The sequence below is a fragment of the Streptomyces sp. NPDC048523 genome (assembly GCF_043199815.1).
Classification (GTDB): Bacteria; Actinomycetota; Actinomycetes; order Streptomycetales; family Streptomycetaceae; genus Streptomyces.
The window spans coordinates 301,479-324,514 of sequence record NZ_JBICWQ010000004.1; the positions used below are offsets into that span (position 1 = coordinate 301,479).

A 23,036-nucleotide genomic window follows, 5' to 3' on the forward strand; every position below is an offset into this window, starting at 1 on the left:
CCGCCCTCTCGTTTGCCAGAACCGATTATGCATTTGCCTAAAGCTTTTAGGCAACCTAGCGTGGACTTATGGAACCGTTGACCGAGAAAGAGATCCGCGCCGCCTTCGTGAACTGCACCAAGGGCGAGGCGAAGCGGCTGGCCGTGCCGCGCGACCTGGCCGACCGGCCGTGGGAAGACCTGGACTACCTCGGCTGGCGCGATCCGCAGGCCCCTGACCGCGCCTATCTGGTGACCGTCCTGGACGGCCGTCCGACGGGACTCGCGCTGCGCGGCGCGGCCGCCGGCTACCGGCAGGCGCGGCGCAGCATGTGCTCGATGTGCCTGACCACCCACTCCGGCGGCGTCTCCCTGATGGTCGCCCCGAAGGCGGGCAGGGCCGGACAGCAGGGCAACTCGGTCGGGGCGTACATGTGCGACGACCTGGCCTGTTCGCTGTACGTGCGCGGGAAGAGGGCCGTGGGTGCCGGCGCGCGACTGCACGAGACGCTCACCCCGGACGAGAAGATCCGGCGGACGGTGACGAACCTCGCCGCCTTCGTCGCCAAGGTGACGGACGCCGGGTGAGCCGCGGGACGGGCCGTGGTTGCAGGCCCGTCCCTCCCGAAGGCCCCTGCGTCCCGAAGGCCCCTGCGTCCCGAATGGGCGAACTCCGGCGGGGGGACCCGGGAGGGCGTCCAACGGCACCGAGGCCGTAGGGCGTGCCCCTCCGAGCGGCCGCGGACGTGTGCGGCACCGTTCAACTCCCGTTCCGCACCAGCCAGTCCAGAGCCGCCCGGGCCGTGAACTCCTCCTGGCCTCCCCGCAGGAGCAGAGCGGCGCGGGTGAACTCCGGTGCGTCGGCCTGCGCCGGGACGTACGGGATCGCGATGCAGCGCATCCCGGCGGCGTGGGCCGCGGCCGCGCCCGGGGTGGCGTCCTCCAGGACCACGCAGCGGGCCGGCTCGGCGCCGAGCCGACGGGCCGCCTCCAGGAAGACGTCCGGCGCGGGCTTGCCGTGGGCGACCTCGTCGGCCGAGACGGTCGTACGGAGATACGCGTCGAGGCCCGTCCCGGCGAGGATCGCGTCGATGGCCTCCGGGGAGGACCCCGAGGCGACCGCCATCGGCACGTTCTCAGCGGCCAGCAGCTCCACGAACTTCCGCATCTCCGGGTACGTGCGCGTGGCCGTGCGGGCCAGCTCCAGATAGCGCCGGTTCTTGTCCGCGAGGAGTTCCGGCACGGACGCCCGCAGTCCGTACAGCGACTTCCACCGCGTGACCGTCTCCCGCGTGCTGATCCCGACGTACCGCTCGTGGTCGGTCCAGGTGAAGTCCGGGACGCCGTGCGCGGCGAGGGTCTGCCGACCCGCCTCGTAGTAGTTCGGCTCGCTGTCCACGAGCGTTCCGTCGAGATCGAAGACGACCGATATGCCGCTGAGCCTGCTCATGGCTTCCAGGATGTCAAGGATCAACTCCGGGCAGTGCGCCCGACCGACTCGACCAGGGGCAGCAGCCGGTGGGCGACCCGCTCCCGCAGCGCCACCTCGGTACGCGTCCGCACCACTCCGGGCACACTGATCACCTTCTGGATCACGTCCTCCAGGTGCGCGTTGTCCCGGGCCACGACCCGCGTCAGCAGATCCCCGCCGCCCGCGATCGAGAACGCCTCGACGATCTCCGGCACCGCCGCCAACGCGTCCCCCACGTCGTCGAGCCGCCCCTGGGTCACCTCGATGTGCACGAACGCGAGCACCGGATGACCGAGCGCGGCGGGCGACAGGGAGGGCCCCGTGCCGGTGATCACCCCGTCCCGCTCCAGCCGGTCAAGGCGCGCCTGCAGGGTGCCCCGGGCGATCCCGAGGACCCGCGCGTACTCCCGCACACTCGTCCGTGGCCGCTCCAGCAGCAGCCGCAGGATACGGGTGTCGAGCTCGTCCACGGCCATGACGTACGACCTCCTCGTGCCTGGTCCTTTGGCCCGCCGCCGGACGCTCCAGGACTCTCGCTGCTGTACCAATGGCCCAGCATAATCGGCCGCGCTTGAGCCGACAGTGGCGTGGATGCTGCAATGGTCCCGTCGATGGCGCTGCGGACCCCGCGGCGCCTTTTCCATGCCGGTGTCCAGTCGGCGTCCGAGGATTGCAGGGGGCGGTACGTGCTGAAGAGGGTGTTCATGGCGCCGGACCCGGGCCGGGTCCGGTTGCGCTTCGCCGCGCGGGCGGTGCTCGGCATCGGTCTCGCCGTCGTGGTGTGCGGCCTCGCGGGCCACTCGCTCGCCGGTGCCGTCACCGGCGGCCTCGCCGCACTGCTCGCCCTGTTCACCGTCACGGACGCCACCGTCCGGGGGCAGGCGCTCACCACCGCCCTGCTGCCCGCCGTCGGCCTCCCGGTCCTCACCGCCGCGGCCGGGCTGCACGACCACCCCGTCGCCCGCGACCTCACCTTCCTCGCCGTGGTCGGCGCGGGCGTGTACGCCCGGCGCTGGGGACCGCGCGGCCACAGTCTCGGCGTCTTCGCGTTCATGACCTTCTTCGTGGCGCAGTTCCTGCACGCGAGGACCGACCGGCTGCCCGAGCTGTACGCCGCCCTCCTGCTGTCCGTGCTCACCGCCGCCACGGTCCGCTTCGGCCTGTGGTGCTACGAGCGCCGGCTGCCCCCGGCCCCCGTACCCGCACAGCCCGCCGGCACCGGCCTCGCCCGCGCGACCACCCGCCAGGCGGTCCAGGCCATGGCGGGTGCCGGCTTCGCCCTCGTCGTCGGCCAGCTCGTCTCCGGGCAGCGCTGGTACTGGGCCGTCGGAGCCACCTGGTGGATCTTCGTGAACACCGCCTCGCGCGGCGAGACCCTGGTGCGCGGCTTCCGCCGTGTCCTCGGCACGGTGATCGGCATCGGCCTCGGCCTGCTCGTCGCCGTACCCCTGCACGGAGCGCCGACGCCCACGGCCGCCCTGGTCGCCGTCTGTGTCTTCGGCATCTTCTACACGGCCGCCGTCTCGTACACCTGGATGATGCTCTGGGTCACCCTCCTCGCCGAACTCCTCTACGGCCTCCTCGGCGTTCTGAACCCCGGCCTGCTGGCGCTTCGGCTCGCGGAGACCGGCGTGGGCGCGGTCGGGGCGGTCCTGGCCGTGCTGTTCGTCCTGCCGATCACCACCCACAGCGTCACCGACGCCTGGATCCAGCGCGCCCTGCGCTGCGTCCACGCCTGCACCGCCGAGGCCGCGGCCCGCCTCGCGGGAGTGCCGGGCGCCGACCCGGGCGGCCGGGTGACGGAACTGGAGCACCTGCTCGGCAGGGTCCGCCTTTCGGTGGCCCCGCTGGTCCACCCCCTCAACCCCATGCCGGCCCGCAAGCGCCGCGCCCGCCGTGTCCTCGTCCTCCTCGACGACTGCGCCCGGGAGATCCGGGGCCTGGTCACCGTCGCCGCAGACCCGGAGGCCTCGCACGACACCCGCCTGACCACCGCGTGCCGACGGGTGGAGGCCGCTGTGGAGGCACTCACGGGCGGCCGGGACTTCCCGGTGGCGGACCGTCCTGCCGCCGAGGAACCTGCACTGGCCCATCTGTACGGACTGGAACGGGCGCTCGCGGAGCTGGCGGCGCCCCTGCGGACGCCGACCGGCTCGCCGCTGGTCGGAGCCTGAACCCACAGGAGCCTGAACCCACAGGAGTCGGCCCACCCGCCCCCCATGTCCGTGACGAGCCCGTGAATTTCACCGGGTTGGTCTAGACCGGTAGTGATCGACTGCTACCGTCGCCCCGAACGGCACAGACCGAGAGGGGACGACTGTGGCAGACGGCGGCGGGCGGCGACGGGCCTACATCGGGTCGTTCACGGCGGCGGGAGGCCCCGGCATCGTGACGGCGGCGGTGACCGCGGACACGGGCGCGCTGAAGGTGCTGAGCGGCCTGAACGGCGTACCCGATCCGTCGTATCTGGCCCTGTCGGCCGACGGGGACGTGCTGTACGCGGTCAGTGAGACGGCCGAGGGCGCGGTGGCCGCGTACCGGGTGACCGGCGACCGGCCCGAGCCGGCCGGCCCGCCGGTGACGGTGGACGGGAACACGCCCACGCACCTCGCCGTGCACGCCGGACACGTCCTGACCGCCAACTACGGCTCCGGCAGCGTCACCACCGTGCCGCTGCGCCCCGACGGCTCCCTCGCGGGCGCCCCCTCCGGCGTGCTCCGGCACACCGGCTCGGGCCCGCACGCACCCCGCCAGCAGGGCCCGCACGCCCACCAGGTGCAGCCCGACCCGAGCGGGCGCTGGATCGTCAGCGTCGACCTCGGCACGGACTCCGTGCGCGTGTGCACCCTGACGGACGGCACGCTCGACGTGCACCGCGAGATCGCCCTGCGCCCCGGCTCGGGACCGCGCCACCTGGCCTTCCACCCGGACGGCACCCGTGCCTACATCCTCAACGAGCTCACCCCGACCCTCACCGTGTGCCGCTGGGACGCCGAGGACGGCTCGCTGAAGCCCCTGAGCGAGACCCATGTACTGGCGGGCGCCCCCGCGGGCGACGCGTACCCGTCAGGTGTTGTCACGTCCCCCGACGGCCGGTTCGTGTGGACCGCCACCCGCGGCGAGGACGTCCTGTCCACGTTCGCCGTCGAGGGCGACGACCTGCGCCTGGTCGGCACGGTCATCTGCGGCGGCCGCTGGCCCCGCGCCCTCGCGGAGTCCGGCGGATTCCTGTACGTCGCCAACGAGCGCTCCGGCGAGGTGACCTGGTTCGCCGTGGATCCGGCGACCGGCCTGCCCCGGTACGAGGGCTCGATCGAGGTACCGGCCGCGTCCTGCGTGATCTTCGGCTGATCCGGGCCGCCACGCCGAAGGGCCCGCTCCGAGGAACGGAGCGGGCCCTTTCGGTGTCGCGGTCGCGGTGCGCGCGCTCAGCGCACCGGGGCGCCCTGGACCTGCTGCGGGGCGATGCCCAGTGCGGTCGTGTACTTGGCGAGGACGAGCTTGCCGATCGCCGGGTAGGGGCCGAGCGGCTCGGCGGCGGAACAGCCGGCCTCCTTGGCGGCCTCCTCGATCACCGCGGGGTCGATCTCCGGTCCTATCAGATACGGCGCGAGTGCCAGCTGCTGCGAACCGGAGGACCGCAGCTGATCGGCGATGGACGCGATCGAGCCGTCCTGGTCGAGCGCTGCCGCCATGACCGGCACGGCCAGCCGCGCGGCGAGCAGCATGCCGGTGATCCCGGCCGCCTGCACGGCCTCCTCGCCACCCACCGCGCCGAGGATGATGCCGTCCGCGGCGGTCGTCACGGCGAACAGCCGAGCGCGGTCGGCGCGGGCCAGCCCGGCCTCCGACAGACGCACGTGCAGCGCCTCGGCGAGCAGCGGGTGCGGGCCCAGCACATCGGTGAGGTCGGAGGCGATCCGGCTGTCCATGACGGCCTGGCGGATCCGGCGCAGCAGCGAGCTGTCCGGCCCGGCGAGCAGCGGTACGACGACGGCGACGGGGCCCTCGGGCTCCCTGACGTCCACGCCGGCGGCCTTGGCCTGCTCGTAACGCGCGGTGCGCTCACCGGCGGTGTGGGCCAGCACGGCCTGGAGCGTGGGGAACTCCGAGTCGTCACCGTCCAGGTACCCGATCCGCGCGTCGAGGCCGGGCAGCTCGGAGCGGGCGATGCTCACGACCTCCTCGGCGAGGCTGCGCGTGGCCGGGCCTGGCGTGCCCGGCACCGCGAGGACGAGCGCGGGCGCGCCCTCGGGAGCCGCCAGCGGCTCGGGTCGGCGGTGCCGCCCGGGCTGGCGAGGTCGCGGCATTCGTACTGGCAGGCCGGACGCGGGTCCAGTGGGGGAGCTCATGGCGACGCATGTTACTGGCTTCCTGGGCTTCCCTGTTCGGGGAGGGTGCAGGTGAGCGGTATCCGTCCGGTTTTGTCTGATGAGTTACGTCCGCTTCAGCCCCTCTTTGGGGTCACGACGTACAGCATCGCCTCATCACCCGGCAGGGTGAGCGAACTTCGCGCCAGTTCTGTGGCGATCTGTACGGATCCCTCCAACGGTCCGCCCGCCGCCGGGACCCGCCGCGCGTGCGGCAACCGCCGTTCCAGCTCCTCTTCCAGTGGTACGACGAGGGCGGCACCCATCGCGAACAAGCCACCGGTGAGGCTGATATGCGCCTCGCCCCGCGCCGGACAGACCGCGGCCGCGGACTCGGCCATGTGCCGGGCCGCCTCGCGCAGGATCCGCCCGGCCACCGGGTCGCTGTCGGCGCAGGCCGCCACTTGGGGCGCGAAGGAGGCGAGTACGGCGGGCCGGTCGGTGCGCGGATAGAGCCGGCCGGGCAGCTCCCGCACCGGTCCGAACGCCTCCTCGGCCCGGGCCAGCAGCACCGCCGAGCCCCCGGGCCGCCCGTCGTGGGCGCGCAGGGCGGCCTCCAGACCGGCCCGCCCGATCCACGCGCCGCTCCCGCAGTCGCCCAGCAGATGACCCCAGCCGTCCGCCCGCCGCCAGGACGTGAGGTCGGTGCCGATCGCGATGAGACCGGTACCGGCGGCGACGACCGCACCCGGACGCGATCCGAGAGCGCCGGTGTAGGCGGTCACCGCGTCCGCGACGAGCGCGACGGTCCGCACCCCGAACTCCCGCTCCAGCGCGGTGGGAAGCTCGGCCCGCAGGGCATCGCCCAGGGTCGCCATACCGGCCGCCCCGACGACGGCGGTGCCGAGCCCGCTCACCCCCGCTTCGGGCAGCAACGCGCGCACCATGGGCACCAGTTGCTCCATCAGATGCCCCGGATCGATACCGCGCGGCCCCGTCCGGACCGGCACCCGCGACTCCCGCGGCGCCGTGGTCCCCCGGCCGGGGGCGCCGACGACGACCCGCAGGCCGGAGCCGCCGGAGTCGACGGCGAGGAACCCGCCTCCCGTACCGGTCCCGTGAAGTGACAAGCTCCCCGCCTTCCCGATGACCGGCCGCGTGCTCTGCCCGAGCGGCTCGAAGGTCTCGACGGGGAGGAAGGGTAACGCCCGTGGGGCCGCCCGCGCGGGGAGGCTTGCCTGGGCATGCGGGGTGTCAGTGGGTGCCAGTAGAGTGACGCGCCGTGGCACCACGACCCTTGCACGAACTTGTCGAAGCAGGCTGGGCGAAGGCTCTCGAGCCCGCGGCCGAACGCATTGCCGCCATGGGGGACTTCCTCCGGGCCGAGATAGCGGCGGGCCGGACCTATCTGCCGGCCGGGGCGAATGTCCTGCGGGCCTTCCAGCAGCCCTTCGACGACGTCCGCGTCCTGATCGTCGGTCAGGACCCCTACCCGACACCGGGGATGGCGATCGGTCTGAGTTTCGCGGTCTCGCCCGAGGTGCGTTCTCTGCCGGGCAGCCTCGAGAACATCTTCCGGGAGATGCATTCCGACCTGGGGCTGCCCCGGCCCTCGAACGGCGATCTGACGCCGTGGACCGAGCAGGGCGTGCTGCTGCTCAACAGGGCGCTGACGACGGCCCCGCGCAAGCCCGGCGCGCACCGCGGCCAGGGCTGGGAGGAGGTCACCGAGCAGGCGATACGTGCACTCGCGGGGCGTGGCAAGCCGCTGGTGTCGATCCTGTGGGGGCGTGACGCGCGTAATCTGCGGCCGCTCCTGGGAGACCTTCCGGCCATTGAGTCCGCTCATCCCTCGCCGATGTCGGCGGACCGCGGATTCTTCGGCTCGCGTCCGTTCAGCCGGGCCAACGACCTGCTGCTGCAGCAAGGTGCCCAGCCGGTGGACTGGCGACTGCCGTAGGCCCCGGGCAGGCCCCCTCCACCGCGCGGCGGAGAGGGCCGGGCCGCCGACCGGGATCAGGTCACCGTGAATCCGTCGAACGTGGCGATGCCCCGTCCGTCGGTCCAGCCGTTGGCCGCGGTCATGAAGACCCCGACGTCCTGTGCGGCGGCCGCGCCTGACGGCGTGGCCGTGCCCACCGTCGTCCAGGTGACGCCGTCCGTGCTGGCCTCACCGGTGTACGAGGCGCCGGACCGGGTCAGCCGCAGCCGCACCGGGGCGGTGAAGGAGCCCGACAGTTCGATCGAGTCGAAACGGCCGTCACCGTCCGCGTCCCAGCTCAGCGCGCAGCCGTTGGACGGTGTGATCGCCAGGTTCACATAGCCCGCGCTCCCCTGCGTACCGAGGTCGTTGCGGACGATGAGGCCCGCCCGTGCCCACCCTCCGGTGGCGTCCTGGGACGTGACCGTGACCTGGCCCACCGTTCCGTCCTGGTAACCGCCCGCCCGGTACACCGCCCCGAACTCGTTGGTGCCGCCCCACAGGTCGGCGCCCGCGCCCTCGATGGCGATCTCGTCGCCGGCCTGGCCGAACACCGCGTCGTTGTAGGAGACCGTGCGATACGGGTCGCCGACCCCGGCCGCGGCCATCAGCCGTACCGGCGCCACCGCCTTCCCGCCCCCCGCGTACGCCGCCGCCGCGACGACCTGGCCGACCAGTTCCTTAGGCGCACCCGCCAGCGAGACCTCGAAGCGAGCGGCGAACGTTGCGCCGGACGCCACCGACGCCTTGCTCACCGGATCGAGCGCCTTCACCGCCAAGCCCTCGGGAGCGGTGACGGAGAGGGTCACGCCGCGTGAAGCCGTGAACCCGTTCCTGTTGGTGAAAGTGACCGTCACCGTCGCGGGCGTGCCTTCGGCTACCGCTCCCCGGTCGACACCCGCCGTGAGGGCCGCCTGGTAGGGAGTGGCGGCGAGCAGATCGCGCACCCTGCGGGCCAGGGCGTACGGGGAGCCGTGAGGACTGGTCGGGTGTGTCTCGTGCGCGTGCGCCCAGCGGTCCTCCAGGGCGAACCAGTCGATCGTCGCCGCTGGAACTTCGGCGGCCACACCCCGATCGGCGCCAACGCCCCGGACTGGGTGGAGCAGTACCCCAAGTGGCGTGATAAGAACGACAGTTCGCTCGCCGGTATCGCCGCGATGCCCGAGGGCGCGGACAACAACGCGGGTCCAGGAGACGGAGGCGTGCGCGGTCCGTCGCAGGTAGGTGTGCAGGCCCGTGAGCAGCACGGCGGGACTGGTGCCCTCCACCGTGATCTGCCCGGCCCGCGTCCGAGTCGCGGTAGGCGCCTGTGTAACCCTCGTTGGTGTCGTTGAAGGCGAAGCGGTGCGGGGGTTGATCAGATGGAGCACGGCGTTGCGGAGCGGGAAGGGACAGTCGTTGGTGAGGACCGCGGTGGCGGTGACCGTGTCACCACCGGCCGGCTCGGCCGGCTGCGTGGTGACGGTGAGGGTGGGGCCCAGGGCGTCGAACTGGGTACCGTTGCTGATTCCCATGCCAGTCACCGGGCCCAGTCGACGGTGAAGACGTTGGCGATGTCGCTGGGCAGGGAGGACGGGACCGTGATGTTGATCTTCCCGTCACGGCGGGTCCACCGCAGACTGCCGCTCGTGCCGAGCAGCCGGACCCGGGACGTGGCGCTGATGGGGATGTCGCCGGGCACCGAGAGGGTACCGCTGGGCCTGCCCAGCACGATGATGTTGAACTTGCCCGGGGAGACGGTGTAGCGGATGCCGAGCGGGCTGCCCTCCTCCTCCGCCCGCACCCAGGGCGTCGACCCGTAGATCGCGGGGCCGTTGACCTTCAGCCAGGCGCCGATGTCGCGCAGCCGCTCCTGCATGATCTCGGGGATCGTGCCGTCCGGCCTGGGGCCGATGTTGAGCAGCAGGTTGCCGTTCTTGCTGACCACGTCGGCGAGCAGCTGGATCAGGAACTCGGACGTCTTGTAGTCCTCGTCCGGCTCGTGCTTGTTGTAGCCCCAGGAGTAGCCGATGGTCATGCAGCACTCCCACTTCTGCGGGTCCATCGTGGGGTTGGTGCGCTGCTCGTACGTCGCGAAGTCGAAGTGGGTGTCGAACCGGTCGTTGATCACGACACCCTTGGGGTGCCTACGGTTCTTGGCCCGGTTGTAGTAGTGGGCCATGGGTTCCTCGCTGCGCCACGGCGGGTTGCCGGTGGGCCGGAACCACTGTCCGTCGGCCCACAGCAGCTCCGGGTCGTAGCGGTCGACGATCTCGTACAGCTGCTTGAGCTCGTAGTCGCCGACGTAGTCCTGCACCGGCTTGTAGCCGGTCATCGGGATCTCCTGGTCGGTGTAGAAGTTGCGCATCGGCCGGCCGATCGCCGGGTTGAAGAACTCGCCGAGCGAGTAGTACAACCCGGGCCGCACGGTGCCGCGCTTGCGGGCCGCGGTCATCAGCTCGCCGACGAGGTCACGCTTCGGGCCATACGCCACGGAGTGACGGTCCGTCACCTGGCTCGGGTAGAGGGCGAATCCGTCGTGGTGCTTGCTGGTCAGCGCGAAGTACTCGGCGCCCGCCTGCTCGAACAGCCTCACCCAGGCGTCGGGGTCGTACTTCTCGGCCTTGAACTGGGGGATGAGGTCGTCGTAGGTGACGTTCTCACCGTAGGTGTCGCGGTGGTACTTCCACTCGGCGGTGTCCTTGGTGCTCTGGTACCACAGGTACCACTCGGAGGCGCTTCTCGATGTCGCGCCGCCGATCACCGAGTAGATGCCCCAGTGGACGAAGATGCCGAACTTGGCGTCCTTGTACCAGCGCGGCACCGGGTGGGTGTCGAGGGAGGCCTTGGTGGGCCGGTAGTCGGGGACGCCCGGCGTGCCGGACACGGCGCCCTGCGTGAGCGCCTGGGCCGTGCCGGGCGGGGCGAGCAGCACCGCGCCGCCCAGGGCGGCCGCGGTGGTCATGAAGTGTCTGCGGTCGACTGCCATGGAGGTGCCTCTCAGCCGTGCGTGGAGAAGGAGTCGAAGAGTGCTGTGGTGATCTGGCCGGGGTAGTCGAGGTTGACCGCGCTCGCGACCAGACCTGCGTCACCGGTGCCGCTCGCGGACGGCACGGTGGCGGTGGCGACCTGCTGCCAGGCGGTGCCGTCGGAACTGGCGTACGCGGTGTAGGCGGTGCCGTCGCGGGTGAGCTTGAGCCAAGCGGGGTGGTACGAACTGCCGCCCCCGGCCCAGGTGTCGAGCTTCCCGTCGCCGTCACTGTCGGTCAGGAACTCCAGGCCGTACTGCGCGGACATGGTGAGCACCGCGTAACCGCCCGCCTCCGGGGCGGTGAGGTCGTTGGCGACGGCGATCCCCGCCTTGGCGGACGGGCCGCTGCCGGTCTGACCGACGACCCGGGCGGTCACCGTGCCGGACGGCGGCGCCGCGTCCGCGAGGTAGACCGCCGCCTTCTCGTCCTTCCAGCCGGACAGGTCCTGGCCGCCCGCCCAGATGGCGAACTGGTCCCCGTTCTGGGCGTATTGGGCCTTCTCGGTGGTGGTGGCGGTCGTCAGGTACGGCGCCCGGACCTCGGACGGAGCGGGGGTCACCGTCGCGTCGACGCTGTCGGAGTCGCGCCGGGTACGGCCGTCCTGGACGAAGGAGGTACGTACGCCGATCTCGTGGGTGCCCCAAGTGGTGTCGGCCGCGGGGGTCACCGTCCAGGTGACGGTGGCGCTGTCGCCCGGGGCGAGGGAGCGGGTGCGCGTGCCGCCGACCGGTTCGGCGGACCAGCCGTCGGGGAGGTCGAGGCGGGTGCTGACCCGAGTGACCGCCCTGGGGCCGGCGTTGGTGACGGTCGACGTGATCTCCGTGCCCTCGCCGCCCGCTTGCAGCATCGGCCGATACGGCGTGAGCCGGACGCGGGCCGAGGGGCAGCCGCGGGCCACCCGCAGCCCGGCGAGGTCGATCGCGTCGGCGAACGCCTTCATCCCGGTGTCGTTGGGGTGCAGATGGTCACCGGAGTCGAACGCGGCGGCGTAGCGGGTCGGATCGTCCGGGTCCCTTACGGCCTTGTCGAAGTCGGCGTAGCCGTCGAAGACGCCGCCGTCGCGGACGAACGTGTTGACCCGCTGCCGGTCCGCCTCCTTGGCCTCGGTCCACCAGTCGCCCCAGCCGCGATACGGCACGACGGTCGCGCCGATCACGCGCAGCCCGCGGGCGTGGGCGCGGCGCACGATCTCCTTCATGCCGTCGATCACCTGATCGCCCGTGGCACCGCCCCAGCTGAGGTCGTTGACGCCCTCGAACAGGACCACGGTCCGGGCGCCCGGCTGCGAGAGCACATCGCGCTCCAGCCGGTCCAGCGCGGACGGGTTGCCGTCGACGCCGGCCGTGATCCGGTTGCCGCTGATGCCCTCGTTCAGCACTCCGGCCGTGGTCGAGCAGGCCGACAGGCGCCCCGCCAGGTAGTCGGGCCAGCGCCGGTCGGCGTCCGAGGTGGAGGCCGCGCCGTCGGTGATGGAGTCGCCGAGCGCCACCACAGAGCCCGCCGCGCTGCCGCCCCGTACGTCGACACCGGTCAGGAACGGGAAGGTGGAGTCGGTCCTGGTGAAGGCGTCCCCGTCGGCGTCCGAGGCGTGGTCGCCGCCTCCGTCGGGCGTCCAGTAGACCGTCTGCAGGCCCATCCAGTGCTGGCTGACATGGGTGAGCCGGCCGGGGAAGTACAGGCTGACGACCAAGTCGCTGCGGGCGGGCACGGTGAGCCGGACCCGATCGCCGGCCACCTGACCACCAGCAGGGATCGTCACCTCGGGCTTTCCGCCGAACCGCACCTGCCGCGGTCTCGTGACGGTGGAGCCGCCATCGCGAAGGCCCACGGTCGCGTGCCCGATCGTCACCGGCTCAGTGGTGAAGCCGTTGGTCAGGCGGATGCGTATGCTCGACCCGCCGGCGCTCACCCGCACCGGTATCCGCACCGTCACCTCCGAGGTGCCCGGGTCGTACGCGGTGTGCTGGGCGGCCGCCCAAGTCCCCGTCCAACCCTGCTGTGTGGTCTCGGCCGCGACCGGCACCGCCGGAAGCAGGGCAGCAACAATGCCCACCAACGCCGTGGCCAGGACAGCGAATCTTCGATGCCCCCACCAGTGTTCGAGCCGTCCGGACACGGTTCCTCCTCAGGAACAGCCGCGGCCGAGGCCGAGCGACGTCAGATCGATGGAGTCGGCGAATGCCTTCATCCCGGCGTCATTGGGATGCAGATGGTCACCGGAGTCGTACGCCGCGCCCAGCCGCTGCGGATCAGCCGGATCCCGGACCGCCCGGTCGAAGTCGGCGTAGTTGTCGAAGACCCGGCCGGAATCCCGGACGAACGCGTTGACCTGCTGTCTCCGCGCCTCCGTCTCCGCGCTCCAGCCGCCCCACGTGAAGTCCTTGTACGGCGTGATCGTGGCGCCGACGACCCGCATCCCGCGCCGGTGCGCCCGGGCGGCGATCTCCGTCATCCCGGCGATGATCTGCTCGGCGCTCGCCCCGCCGAGGTCGTTGATGCCCTCGAAGAGGATCAGGGTCCGCGCGCCCGGCTGGGAGAGCACATCCCGTTCGAGCCGGTCGAGCGCCGAGGGGTTGGTCCCGGTCCCGGCGGTGATCCGGTTGCCGGTGATACCCGCGTTGAGCACTCCGGCGCCGGGCCGGCAGGCGTTGAGGCGGGCGGACAGCAGGTCGGGCCAGCGCCGGTTGGTGTCGGCCGTCGAGTAGGACCCGTCGGTGATCGAGTCGCCGAGCGCCACCACCGCCCCGGCCCTCGGCGCGGTCACCTCGACACCGCTGAGGAACGGCCAGCTCGTCGTGGTCCAGGTGTAGGCGTCACCGGAGGTGTCGGCGGCGTGGTCGCCCGCCCCGTAGTCCGTCCAGTACACGGTCTGCTGCGCCCACCAGTGATCGGTGATGTGCGTGACCTGGCCGGGCAGATGCAGACTGACGACCAGGTCGGCCAGGGCAGGCACGGCGAGCCGGACCGGGTCGCTGACGGCCTGGCCACCCGCCGGGACGGTGACCGCGCGCTTCCCATCGAACCGCAGGTCGTACGGGCGGGCCACGGCGGAGCCGCCATCGCGCAGGCCCACGGTCGCGTGCCCGATCGTCACCGGGTCGGTGGCGTAGGCGTTGGTCAGCCGGATGCGTACGGCCGAGCCGCCGACGCTGGTGCGCACCGGCATCCGTACCGTCACCTCGGACATTCCCGAGACCTCGTAGTGCTCACTGGCCGCCGTCGCCCAGGTCCCCGTCCAGCCCCGCCCGCCCCCCTGCTGACCGGCCTCGGCGGGTGCCACCGTCCCGGCCACGACGGCCGAGACCGCCAGGAGCAGAGCCGCCGGCCTGCCGCGTGTCCCGTGCATCTGACGCCCCCTACTGTTCCGCGCCGGTGCGCACCCGGCAGGTCGGTCGCGGCGGTGACGCGCAACGTGTTGCCGTCACGGGTGCTGAGGGTGACCTGACGGCCAACCGGTCCGTGGCGATGCGCAGTTGGTCAGCGGGTGTCGCGAAGGCGACCGCCGCTGAGTCGGCGGGCACCGATGTCGTACCGAGCAGCCGGATGGCCGGCACCAGCGCCGTCGAGCCGCGATTGAGAGTTCGTCTCCACGTAGGGACCATCACGCACCGCCACCGCAGCTCAGCCTGGCGTCGGCCCAGTCGGCGTGGTCCGAGGAGACATCGCCGTCCCCGTCGACCGACAGGTCCAGCCACCGGGCGCCGGTCACGTCCACGTCGATGCCGGTGCCGCCGTCGGAGCCGCGCACAACAGGAGTTGTGGCGAGCGAACGGCCGTCGGCGACCACCCGGAAGGAGACGCTGCCGCCGTCGCCGACCTCGTCGTCCACCCCGGCGGTCGCGGTGAAGCGGGTGCAGCCACCGCCGAGATAGACCCGGACCTGGCTGTTCGCGTGCACGCCGAGGCCCTTGGTGTAGGTGGTGCCGCCGATGCCGAGGGGACGACCGTCACCCGCCGCGTCCTCCCCGTTGGAGGTGTCCTTCTCCACCGGACCCCAGCCGTTGACCGCCTTGACCAGGGTCAAGTCGCTGACATAGGCCTCGGCGGACAGTCCCGGCGGCGGCACCTGCACGGCCCGTACACCGGTGACCGTGGCCGGACGGCCCGGCTGGGTGAGCTGGGCGGTCGCGGACAGGACGGCGTAGTGGACGGGATCGCCGGGCGGGGTCACGGTGTAGTCCGCTGTCACCGTGTCGCCGGGCCGGACCCGGCCGAAACGGGTCCTGTCGTCGGTGGTCGCGGTCCAGCCGTCCGGAACCTTCAGCGCAAGCTCGACATTCGAGGCCGTCGGCGCGTTCTTCGGCACGCTGAGGGTGACGGGAACCTTGGTCGCGGTGCCGGTGGCCAGGAACGGCTCGGCGTCGACGGTGACCCGGGCACCCGAGGTCGGCATCGCGTAGGTCTTGGCGTCGTACGAGGGCGCCACCACCGTACCGACCTTGATCCCGCCCGCCGCCGCGCCCAGGTCGACGAGCTTCGCCGAGCCCGGGCCCGCGCCGGCCTCGGTGGACCACACGGCCAGGGCGATCGTGTTGCTGCCCTGCTCGCGCAGGAGGCCCCTGGGGATGACGAACCGTGTCTGGGGTCCGGTGTCCGGCAGGTAGCGGCCGATCAGCCAGCCGTTCACGAAGATCTCGGCGCGATAGCCGGTGCTGCCGCCTGGGGGTTCGGCCAGGTCCAGTGCGAGCGCGTTGTCCTGGTCCTGCGGGAGGTCGAGCCGGGCGGAGGTGCGGTACCAGCGCACGCCGGGACCGGTGTTCTTGGTCTGCTGCGAGAGGGTGGTGCTCTTCCAGCCGCCGTCGGGGTAGCCCGGCAGCGACCAGCCGGCCCGCTCCCCGTACAACCCGCCGTTGTTGTACGGCCCCCGTGCGCGGTCCACCGGGTCCTCGCCGCCCCGGTTGCCCTGGATCTTCCACGTGAGGGTGGAGGCCCCGCCGATCACCTCGGCGGAGAGCAGACCGCGCGGCTCCTTGGAGTAGTCGTGTCCCCATTCCTCGTTGTGGCCCGCGTTCTCCACGAGGACGGAGAGGACGTTGTCCCCGTCGGCCTTCAGGGTGTTCGCCGGGATGTCGAAGGAGTGCGCGCCGTCGCCGGAGCTGCCGAGGTAGTGGCCGTTGAGCCAGACCGCGTACTGGCCCGTGTTGCCGGTCTTGGCGTCGAGCGCGAGCGCGGTGGCTGCACCCGTGCTCCTGAACCGGCCGCGGTACCAGACGTTGCCGTGATGGAAGCCGTACTCGTCCATCGCGAGGACCGGCAACGACCCTTCGAGCGCTGCGTTGTTGGCGGTCAGGTGATCGGCGGTGGTCCAGGCGGAGTCGTCGAAGCCGGGAGTGGCCTCCGGTGCCTCCTCCCTGTACTTCCACGTCGTCAGTGCGGGCAGCCGGACCGGGCGCGGTGCCTGGGTGACGGCGACCTTGCTCCCGTTCCAGGTGATCTTCTTGGCGTCCGCGATGACCTCGATCTTCGCGGCCTTGGTGGAGTCGCCGGTCAACTTCAGCGTGCGGCCCGCCTGTTCGGCCGTACGGACCAGGGACGGCCCCCGTACCAGGACCGGGCCCGCCGCGGTGTCCTGCCGCCACCAGTGGGCTGTCTCGGCGGTGTCGGCGATCAGCAGTTCCATGCCGTTCACCAGCACCCGGGCCAGGCCCTTGTGCGTGTAGTTCAGGCGCAGGTCACCGCGTGCGGCGTCCCAGGCGGTGGTGACATCTCCGTCGAGGACCTTGATCTCGGGCCGCTCGGCGTACCGCAGCACGGTCTCGCCGGCCTCGCCCGCACGCCCGTAGAGCAGCGCCACCTCCCGGCCGCCGATCTCGGCGTGCGTCATGATCTCCGAGGTGGAGTAGACGAGCCGCTGGTTCTCACCCAAGTCATAACCCGCGACGAGGAGTTTGGCGTCCCGGCCGTCGACGGTGATGGCGCCCTGCTGGGGTACGCGCGGGTAGTCACCGTCCGCACCCTTCAGCGACATGGTTGTCTCGTCCTTGTCCTTCGCGCGGGTGTCGGCATGCCGCACGGTGAAGAACTGTGTGCCGTCGTCGGGGTTGACGCGCCGGTCGATGCGCAGGGCGTCGTCGGAAGGAGTGGGCGCCTCGGCCTTGTCGGTGCGCGCCAGTGAGGTCACCGAGTCGACCATGTACCCGAGGCGCTTGAACTCCTGGTACTTGTCGGTCGGTTGGCGGGACTCGTTGATCGGAGCCCCGTAGTCGTACGACGTGTAGACCGCGTTGGGGTCGGCGAGCCAGCCCCAGTTGGTGCCGCCGTACGTCATGTAGAAGGACTGGCCGCTCACCCCGGCCGCGATGTTCATCTTGCTGAACACCCGGGTGAAGTCGGCGCCGGTGAGCTTCGCGCAGTCCTGGTATCCGGTGCCGCCCCAGGGGTCGAAGGCGCCGCCCTGTGCCTCCGGGATGATCAGCGGGGACTGGGGCTTCCAGTCGTTGACGTACGAATAGTCGGGCAGGTTCTTCCAGGTGTCGGGGTCCTTGCAGTCGAAGCCCTGTGGGTAGGCGTCGAAGCCGTAGATGTCCGGGGCGCCCTTGCCGCTCACCCAGTTCTGGTTCGCGCCGCCGTCGTTGACGAAGGTGGGCACATCGATGCCGTCCTCCTTCGCCCAGTCGATCAGGGTCTGCATGTAGTCGGCGTCATGGCGGCCGCCCTGGTACTCGTTCTCGACCTGATACAGAATCACCGAGCCTGTGCCGCGCGTGAGTTGGTGGCGCGCGATGATCGGGTTGATCCGGCTCATCCACTCCCGGGCCGCCTTCAGGTACTCCGGCTCGGAGGTGCGGTTCACGCCGGCCTGGGTCGACCGCCAGGCGGGCATGCCGCCGCCGGAGACCTCCGCGTTGATGTACGGGCCCGGCCGGGCGATCACATACAGGCCCGCGCGCTCGGCCTCGTCGAGCAGCCGCTCCACGTCACGGGTCCCGGTGAAGTCGTACGAGCCCGGCTTGGAGGAGTGGTAACCCCAGTCGAAGTAGAGCGAGACCGCGTTGAATCCGCCCGCCTTGATCTTCTGCAGGACGTCGCGCCACGCGTCGGGGCTGGGCAGCCGGAAGTAGTGGAACTCGGCGCCCCAGAGGTAGAGGGGCTTGCCGTCGACCCGCACGGAGTACTGGTCGTAGGTGACGGTGTGCGGGGCCTCGGCTGCCTCCGGCTCTGCCTGGACCGGTGCCGCGGCGATCGCTGTGCCGGTCAGAGGCATGACAGTCAGGGCCGTGGCGAGCAGCAATGCCTTCCACTTCACCCTCATGACGTCAGCCCCTTCACGACTGCCGCCCGCGCGGTCTCGATGTCGCCCACGTCCTTCGTCCGGCCGTCGAGGTTCCTCGTCGCCGTCGTGAGCGCCTCGGTCAGCGCGTCGCTGTCGGTGCCGCCGTCCTTCTTCCGCAGCTGGGCGATGAGTTCGTAGTCCTCGATGCCCTCCTTCAGCTGCTCCCAGCGGATGCTGGACATCGGGCCGTCCTTGCCCGGGTAGACCAGGTACTCGTCGCCCTGCGTGAAGATGTGCACCGGCTGCTTGAAGGGATCGCTGGTCCAGCTGTTGTACGACCAGCGCAGGAAGCCGTCCAGATCCCGCTGGGCGGAGATCCAGGGCAGCATCCGCGACTCGACGGCGGGGGAGTAGGACAGCGTGTTCGGGTGGGCCGGCGAGCCGTACACGTAGAAGGTCGTGATCTTGCCGGCCTTGCGCCGCTCCTCGACCTTCTCCTTCGTCATCGCGTCGATGCCGCCCCAGTCGACGGACAGGTTGGACGCGACGCCTTCGGTGTTGATCGAACCTGCCACGGAGATGCGGTCGTCGAAGGCCGGCGCGACCTCGTGGACGAAGTTCTTGACGACCGTCATGGTGTCGATGGGCCGCTCGTCGAAGGACAGCCAGGTGTGGTTCAGCCAGCCCTTCGCCTTCACGTGCTTCTCGAAGGCGGGGAGGAAGGCTCCCCACGCCTGACGCCAGCGGGCGCCGCCCAGATCGACGTTCTGGTAGACCGTCTTTCCGGTGGTGGTGTCGGTGTAGGTGAGGTGTTCCTGGTCCTGGAAGGCCAGCATGGAGAAGGCGCCGATGTCGGGCCCGAGCCCGGCGCGCCTGGCGGTCCGGACGTACTTGTCCCAGCGGCTGAAGTCGAAGGAGAACGTCTTTCCGTTCCAGGCCCAGCCCACCATGCTGGTGTACGGCGTCGCGGTCTGCGACTCCCGGGTGCCGAGCGACCACTGGTGGTGCCACGGGTTGTCGACGATGGTGGTGTTGATGACCTTCTGGCCGCGCGAGGCCAGGTCGCGGTCGTACGTGTCGATCAGCTTCCAGTGCTCGTCCGACCAGAGCTTGACGCCGTGGTTCTTGGCGATCGTCTCCGGCTGGGCCCATACGTCGAGGAAGAAGCTGTAGTCCTTCGGGTCGGGCACACTCGCGTCCGCGACCTCGATGGTCAGCGGGTACGTGCTCTGGGTGCGGCCGTCGGCGTTGACCTTGACCGTGCCGGTGTAGGTGCCCGGTTTGGCCGTCTTGGGGATGTGGAAGGTGAACCACAGCGGCTGCGCCGCGTACGCGGGCACGTCCACCGCGTCCCGGTCCTCCAGCGGGTCGCCGACCACGTCCGGGTTTCGGTCGCCGGACACCTCCCTGCCGGAGCTGACCTGGTCGATGGTGGCGGACCAGTCGACCTCGCTCTTGGAACGCTGCACCGGCACGTACTTCACGAACCGGACCTGGGTGTCGCCGCCGGACAGCTTCGCCCCGCCGGGCCCGGTGAGATCACCGACCACGGCCTTGACGTCGTCGAGGTTCTTGCCCGAGGCGATCGCCAGCTGCGCCGAGATCTGCTCGTTGCGCACGGCGGAGAGCTTGAGCTCCTTGGTGTCCTTGCCCTGGATGGGAGTCATCGGATAGCGCGGGACCCGCTCCTCCGCGGAGCCGGCGAAGGAGCCGGTGGGAACCCAGGTGATGGTGTCCTTGGTGCCCATGGCGTCGGCGACCTTGACGGTCAGCCAGGTGGTGGTGGCCTTGGAGTTGAGGTCGGTGCTGGTGGTCGCCGCACCGGTGACGGCGATCGCGGTGGTGCTCGCGGCCACGACGACGCCGGCGACGAAGCCGGCGGCGAGTGAGGACGTACGTGCCATGGGGGTGGGGTCCCTCTCTCACGGAGGTGCGGGGAGTGGCCCCCGGCAGGGCCTCAGGGGAGGAAGGGCCTGCCGGGAAACCGGGAGGGTGATACCGGTGGGTCAGGAGGTGACGGTGAATCCGCTGAAGACGGCTTCGATGTCCTGGCCGGGATAGTTGACGTTGGCCGCACTGGCGACCATCCCGGCGTCCTCGGTGCCTGCGGCCGACGGCACCTCGGCGGTGCCGACCTGCGACCAGGTCTGGCCGTCCTTGCCGGCGTACGCGGTGTAGGTGGTGCCGTCCCGTGTCAGCTTGAGATACGCCGGGTGGTAAGTGGCGCCGCCGCCCGCCCAGGTGTCGAGCTTCCCGTCACCGTTGCTGTCGGTCATGAACTCCAGTCCGTAGCTCTGGGTCATGATCAGCACCGCGTAACCGCCCTTCTCCGGTGCGGTGAGGTCGTTGGCGAGGGCGATGCCCGCCTTGCCGACCGGTGAGGCGCTGTTCTGGGAGACCAACCGGGCCTGCACGGTGGCTTTTTCGCCGGCCGCGTCGTCGCGGTAGATGACGCCCTTCTCGTCCTTCCAGCCGGACAGGTCCTGACCGCCCGCCCAGATGGCGAACTGGTCGCCGGCCTGGGCGTATTGAGGCTCCTCGGAGGTGGTGTCGGCCGTCAGGTACGGCGCTTGCACGCTGCCCGGAGCGGCCTTTACCTGCGCCTGCACGGTGTCGGACACCTTCGTCGAGCCCTTGGATCCGGTGTAGGTGGCGGTGCCGGTGAGGGTGTGGCTGCCCCAACGGGCGTCCTCGGCCGGGGTCACCGTCCAGGTGGTGGTGAGGGTGGCGCCGTTCCTGAGGGACTTCGCGGTGGTCGGGCCGGTCACCTTGGCGCTCCAGCCCTCGGGAAGGTTCAGGGCCGCCTTGACGCTCTTGATGGTCCCCGTGCTCCAGTTGGTCACCTCGGTGGTCACCTCGAACGGCTTGCCCGCGTCGGTGGCCGGGGCGTCCGGGGTGATCAGGACGGATGCGGCCGGCGCGTCGTCGCGCTTGAGCGCCTTGATGGCCTTGACGGCACCCTTGGCCTTGAGGTTGACGAAGGCCGGGGTGACACCGAGCGGCGCCGCGTACCCCTTGAGGGTCTTGGGTCCGCGGATCACCGTGCCCTGGTTCGCGTCGTACCAGGTGCCCGGCGGCAGATGGACGGAACGGGTGGCGCCGGTGCTCAGCTTCGGCGCCGCCAGCACGGCCGGGCCGAGCATCCACTCGTCGGCGACCGTGTAACTCGCCTCGTCCTTCGGGAAGTCGAAGAACAGGGGCCGCATGATCGGATCGCCGGTCTTCAGGGTGCTCTGCACCTGGTCCCAGATGTAGGGGGCGAGCTTCTCGTGCGTCTTGATCGCCTGCCGGTAGAGGTCCACCGTCTCCTGGTCGTAGTCCACCTTCTGCCCGGTGGTGGTGTCGTTGGTGTCCACCGGGGAGGTCGAGGCGTACATCAGCGGCATCAGCGAGGCGGACTGCGCCCACCGCACCAGCACGTCCTTCGTCGGTGCGGGCTGGCCGCCGGAGCCGCCGATCATGTCGGACTCGACGAACGGGTAGCCGATGGTGGAGATCGCCAGGTTCTGGGAGGCGGAGGCGCGCAACGAGTCCCAGCCGGTGCCCTTGTCGACCTGACGGGTGACGAAGCCGGCCTCGTGGGCCGTCTTGTTCCAGTGCACGCGGATGCCGGCGCCCTGGAGGTCGAACTCGTCGGCGAGCTGAGTGCCCAGCTTCTGGTAGTCCGTGACCTGGGATCCCTCGCGCGGTGCGCACCTCTCGTCGAAGAAGCGCGTGTCGAACTTCAGCCCGTCGATGTCGTACGTGTCCATGAGCGACTTGAGATTGCCCTCGTACCACGCCTTGGCCTCGGGGTTGGCCAGGTCGATGATCCCCGCCTCGCCGTTCCACCAGGTCACGTCGCACGGCTTGGTCTTGTCCTCGGCGTCCATGAGCAGATAGCCGTGGTCGACCGCGTACTGGTAGTTGGCGGAGTCCAGGTTGATCCACAGGGTGACCCAGACGCCGAAGTCGAACCCCATGTCGTGGATCTTCTTGGAGAGGCCCTTGGGGTCGGGGAAGGTCTTGGGATCCCAGGTCAGATTGCCGTAGTTCGACTCCCACTTGTCGTCGAGCTGGATGGTGTGCCCGTCGAGCCCGTTGTCGTGGAGGTCGGTGGCGTAGTCGAGCAGTTTCTCCTGGTCGACCTTGGTGTAGAACTGCGCCCAGGAATTCCACAGCGGCTTGGCGTACTGCTCGTACGGGGCGTCCGACTTGGTGGGCTTGCCGACGATGCCGATGTAGTCGCGGTAGACCGCCAGGGGGGTCGACTCGACGAACACGGTGGCCTTGTAGGTGTCGGGCGACTCGACGACGAAGCTGCCGAGGCCGTCCTTGCCCTTGTTGAGCGCCACGTCCATGACGTTCCCGGTGTCGACGCGCAGACCGGTCGACCTGGAGGTGTACCAGAACGGGTCGATCATGTGGTACGACGCCGGGCCGAAGGTCTTGTGGTCGACCTCGCCGGCGTCCAGCGGCCAGGGCTGGTCGGTGCCGGGACCGCCCTGTGGGGTCTCGGCCTCGCCGTGGCCGTACCAATGGCCGGCCGACGACAGGTCGTAGGTGAGTCCCAGCTGCTTCGGAGCGCCGCCTCGGACGTCCCAGTCGAGCTGGTAGCGGTCGGCGCCGGGGATGATCCGGGCCTCCACCGTGGCGCCGGCGAGCGTGCTGTCGGCGGTGACGGTGAGGACGCCGTTCTTCCACGTCCAGTCGGTGACGCCGGTCGCGTGCTGCCAGGTGCCGTCGGCCGTCGCGAAGCGCAGGGCGCCGGTGTCGCCGGAGGTGGTGGCGAGCACGGTCTTCCCGGCGCTGCGCGTGGTCAGGGCGAGTTCGTCGGTGGCCACGTCGAGGGCGTAGCCGGGGGCGCCGGCGGAGGCCGGCACGGAGACCGTGACGGCGTGCGCGGTGGCGACGACCTTCGGTCCGCCGGTGATGGTGGCGGTGCTGGGGCGGGCGGAGGCCGTTGCCGCTGCGGTGGAACCGGTGACGGGCGCCATCAGCATGGCGGCGGTCAGTGCGGCAGCGAGCAACAGGCCGCCGGGACTGCTCGATCGGGCGTGCACTCGTGTCCTCCTGTCGGACAGGACGGTGGC

15 protein-coding genes are annotated in these 23,036 nt (G+C 70.9%); 4 read left to right on the top strand and 11 right to left on the bottom strand.

Features of this window, described 5'->3' with window-relative positions:
* The first annotated feature begins 68 nt into the window (after window positions 1-68).
* Window positions 69-566 (top strand): FBP domain-containing protein, encoded by a 498-nt coding sequence (locus ACGFWE_RS22230; RefSeq protein WP_393601147.1) that lies wholly within the window; start codon window positions 69-71, stop codon window positions 564-566.
* Window positions 567-738: 172 nt separating this feature from the next.
* Here the strand turns inward: ACGFWE_RS22230 and ACGFWE_RS22235 are convergent, their stop codons facing one another.
* Together ACGFWE_RS22235 and ACGFWE_RS22240 are read right to left on the bottom strand one after the other, a co-directional pair.
* On the bottom strand, window positions 739-1,428 hold the full coding sequence (locus ACGFWE_RS22235) for an HAD family hydrolase (protein ID WP_393601149.1): 690 nt from the start codon (window positions 1,426-1,428) through the stop codon (window positions 739-741).
* Window positions 1,429-1,448: 20 nt separating this feature from the next.
* Window positions 1,449-1,925 (bottom strand): Lrp/AsnC family transcriptional regulator, encoded by a 477-nt coding sequence (locus ACGFWE_RS22240; protein ID WP_352386627.1) that lies wholly within the window; start codon window positions 1,923-1,925, stop codon window positions 1,449-1,451.
* Window positions 1,926-2,135: 210 nt separating this feature from the next.
* Between ACGFWE_RS22240 and ACGFWE_RS22245 the strand changes: the two genes are divergently transcribed.
* Entirely contained in the window at window positions 2,136-3,623 is a 1,488-nt protein-coding gene (locus ACGFWE_RS22245; RefSeq protein WP_393601151.1) for an FUSC family protein, read from the top strand.
* A gap of 145 nt (window positions 3,624-3,768) precedes the next feature.
* The gene (locus ACGFWE_RS22250) at window positions 3,769-4,800 is read left to right on the top strand and encodes a lactonase family protein (RefSeq protein ID WP_393601153.1); all 1,032 of its coding nucleotides are present in this window, start codon (window positions 3,769-3,771) and stop codon (window positions 4,798-4,800) included.
* A gap of 77 nt (window positions 4,801-4,877) precedes the next feature.
* Here ACGFWE_RS22250 and ACGFWE_RS22255 read toward each other — a convergent pair whose 3' ends face one another.
* Both ACGFWE_RS22255 and ACGFWE_RS22260 read right to left on the bottom strand, forming a co-directional pair.
* Window positions 4,878-5,801 carry a hypothetical protein gene (locus tag ACGFWE_RS22255; RefSeq protein WP_352386621.1) on the bottom strand — a complete coding sequence of 308 codons (924 nt, stop codon included), beginning with the start codon at window positions 5,799-5,801 and terminating at the stop codon, window positions 4,878-4,880.
* 95 nt (window positions 5,802-5,896) lie between these two features.
* Window positions 5,897-6,889: an N-acetylglucosamine kinase gene (locus ACGFWE_RS22260; protein ID WP_393601155.1), complete on the bottom strand. Its 993-nt coding sequence runs from the start codon at window positions 6,887-6,889 to the stop codon at window positions 5,897-5,899.
* A gap of 152 nt (window positions 6,890-7,041) precedes the next feature.
* On the opposite strand from ACGFWE_RS22260, the gene ACGFWE_RS22265 reads away from it, so the two are divergent.
* Window positions 7,042-7,719, top strand: a complete 678-nt coding sequence (locus ACGFWE_RS22265) for a uracil-DNA glycosylase (RefSeq protein WP_352386617.1) — start codon at window positions 7,042-7,044, stop codon at window positions 7,717-7,719.
* 56 nt (window positions 7,720-7,775) lie between these two features.
* On the opposite strand, the gene ACGFWE_RS22270 is transcribed toward ACGFWE_RS22265, so the two are convergent.
* From ACGFWE_RS22270 to ACGFWE_RS22300, 7 genes are all read right to left on the bottom strand, one after another.
* A complete protein-coding gene (locus ACGFWE_RS22270; protein WP_393601158.1) occupies window positions 7,776-9,254 on the bottom strand; it encodes an alpha-N-acetylglucosaminidase N-terminal domain-containing protein in 1,479 nt (492 codons plus the stop codon).
* Window positions 9,255-9,259: 5 nt separating this feature from the next.
* Complete coding sequence (locus ACGFWE_RS22275) at window positions 9,260-10,708, bottom strand: alpha-L-fucosidase (RefSeq protein WP_393601160.1); 1,449 nt, start codon at window positions 10,706-10,708, stop codon at window positions 9,260-9,262.
* 11 nt (window positions 10,709-10,719) lie between these two features.
* A complete protein-coding gene (locus ACGFWE_RS22280) occupies window positions 10,720-12,867 on the bottom strand; it encodes a GDSL-type esterase/lipase family protein (protein ID WP_393601162.1) in 2,148 nt (715 codons plus the stop codon).
* 9 nt (window positions 12,868-12,876) lie between these two features.
* Window positions 12,877-14,097: an SGNH/GDSL hydrolase family protein gene (locus ACGFWE_RS22285; protein ID WP_393601164.1), complete on the bottom strand. Its 1,221-nt coding sequence runs from the start codon at window positions 14,095-14,097 to the stop codon at window positions 12,877-12,879.
* Between the two features lie 255 nt (window positions 14,098-14,352).
* Window positions 14,353-18,003: a beta-galactosidase gene (locus ACGFWE_RS22290; RefSeq protein ID WP_393601166.1), complete on the bottom strand. Its 3,651-nt coding sequence runs from the start codon at window positions 18,001-18,003 to the stop codon at window positions 14,353-14,355.
* Window positions 18,000-19,868, bottom strand: coding sequence for a glycoside hydrolase domain-containing protein (locus ACGFWE_RS22295; protein ID WP_393601168.1), 1,869 nt, complete (start codon window positions 19,866-19,868; stop codon window positions 18,000-18,002). Before ACGFWE_RS22295 ends, ACGFWE_RS22290 begins: the two co-directional genes overlap by 4 nt.
* A gap of 102 nt (window positions 19,869-19,970) precedes the next feature.
* Entirely contained in the window at window positions 19,971-22,946 is a 2,976-nt protein-coding gene (locus tag ACGFWE_RS22300; RefSeq protein WP_393601954.1) for a TIM-barrel domain-containing protein, read from the bottom strand.
* Between the last annotated feature and the right edge of the window lie 90 nt (window positions 22,947-23,036).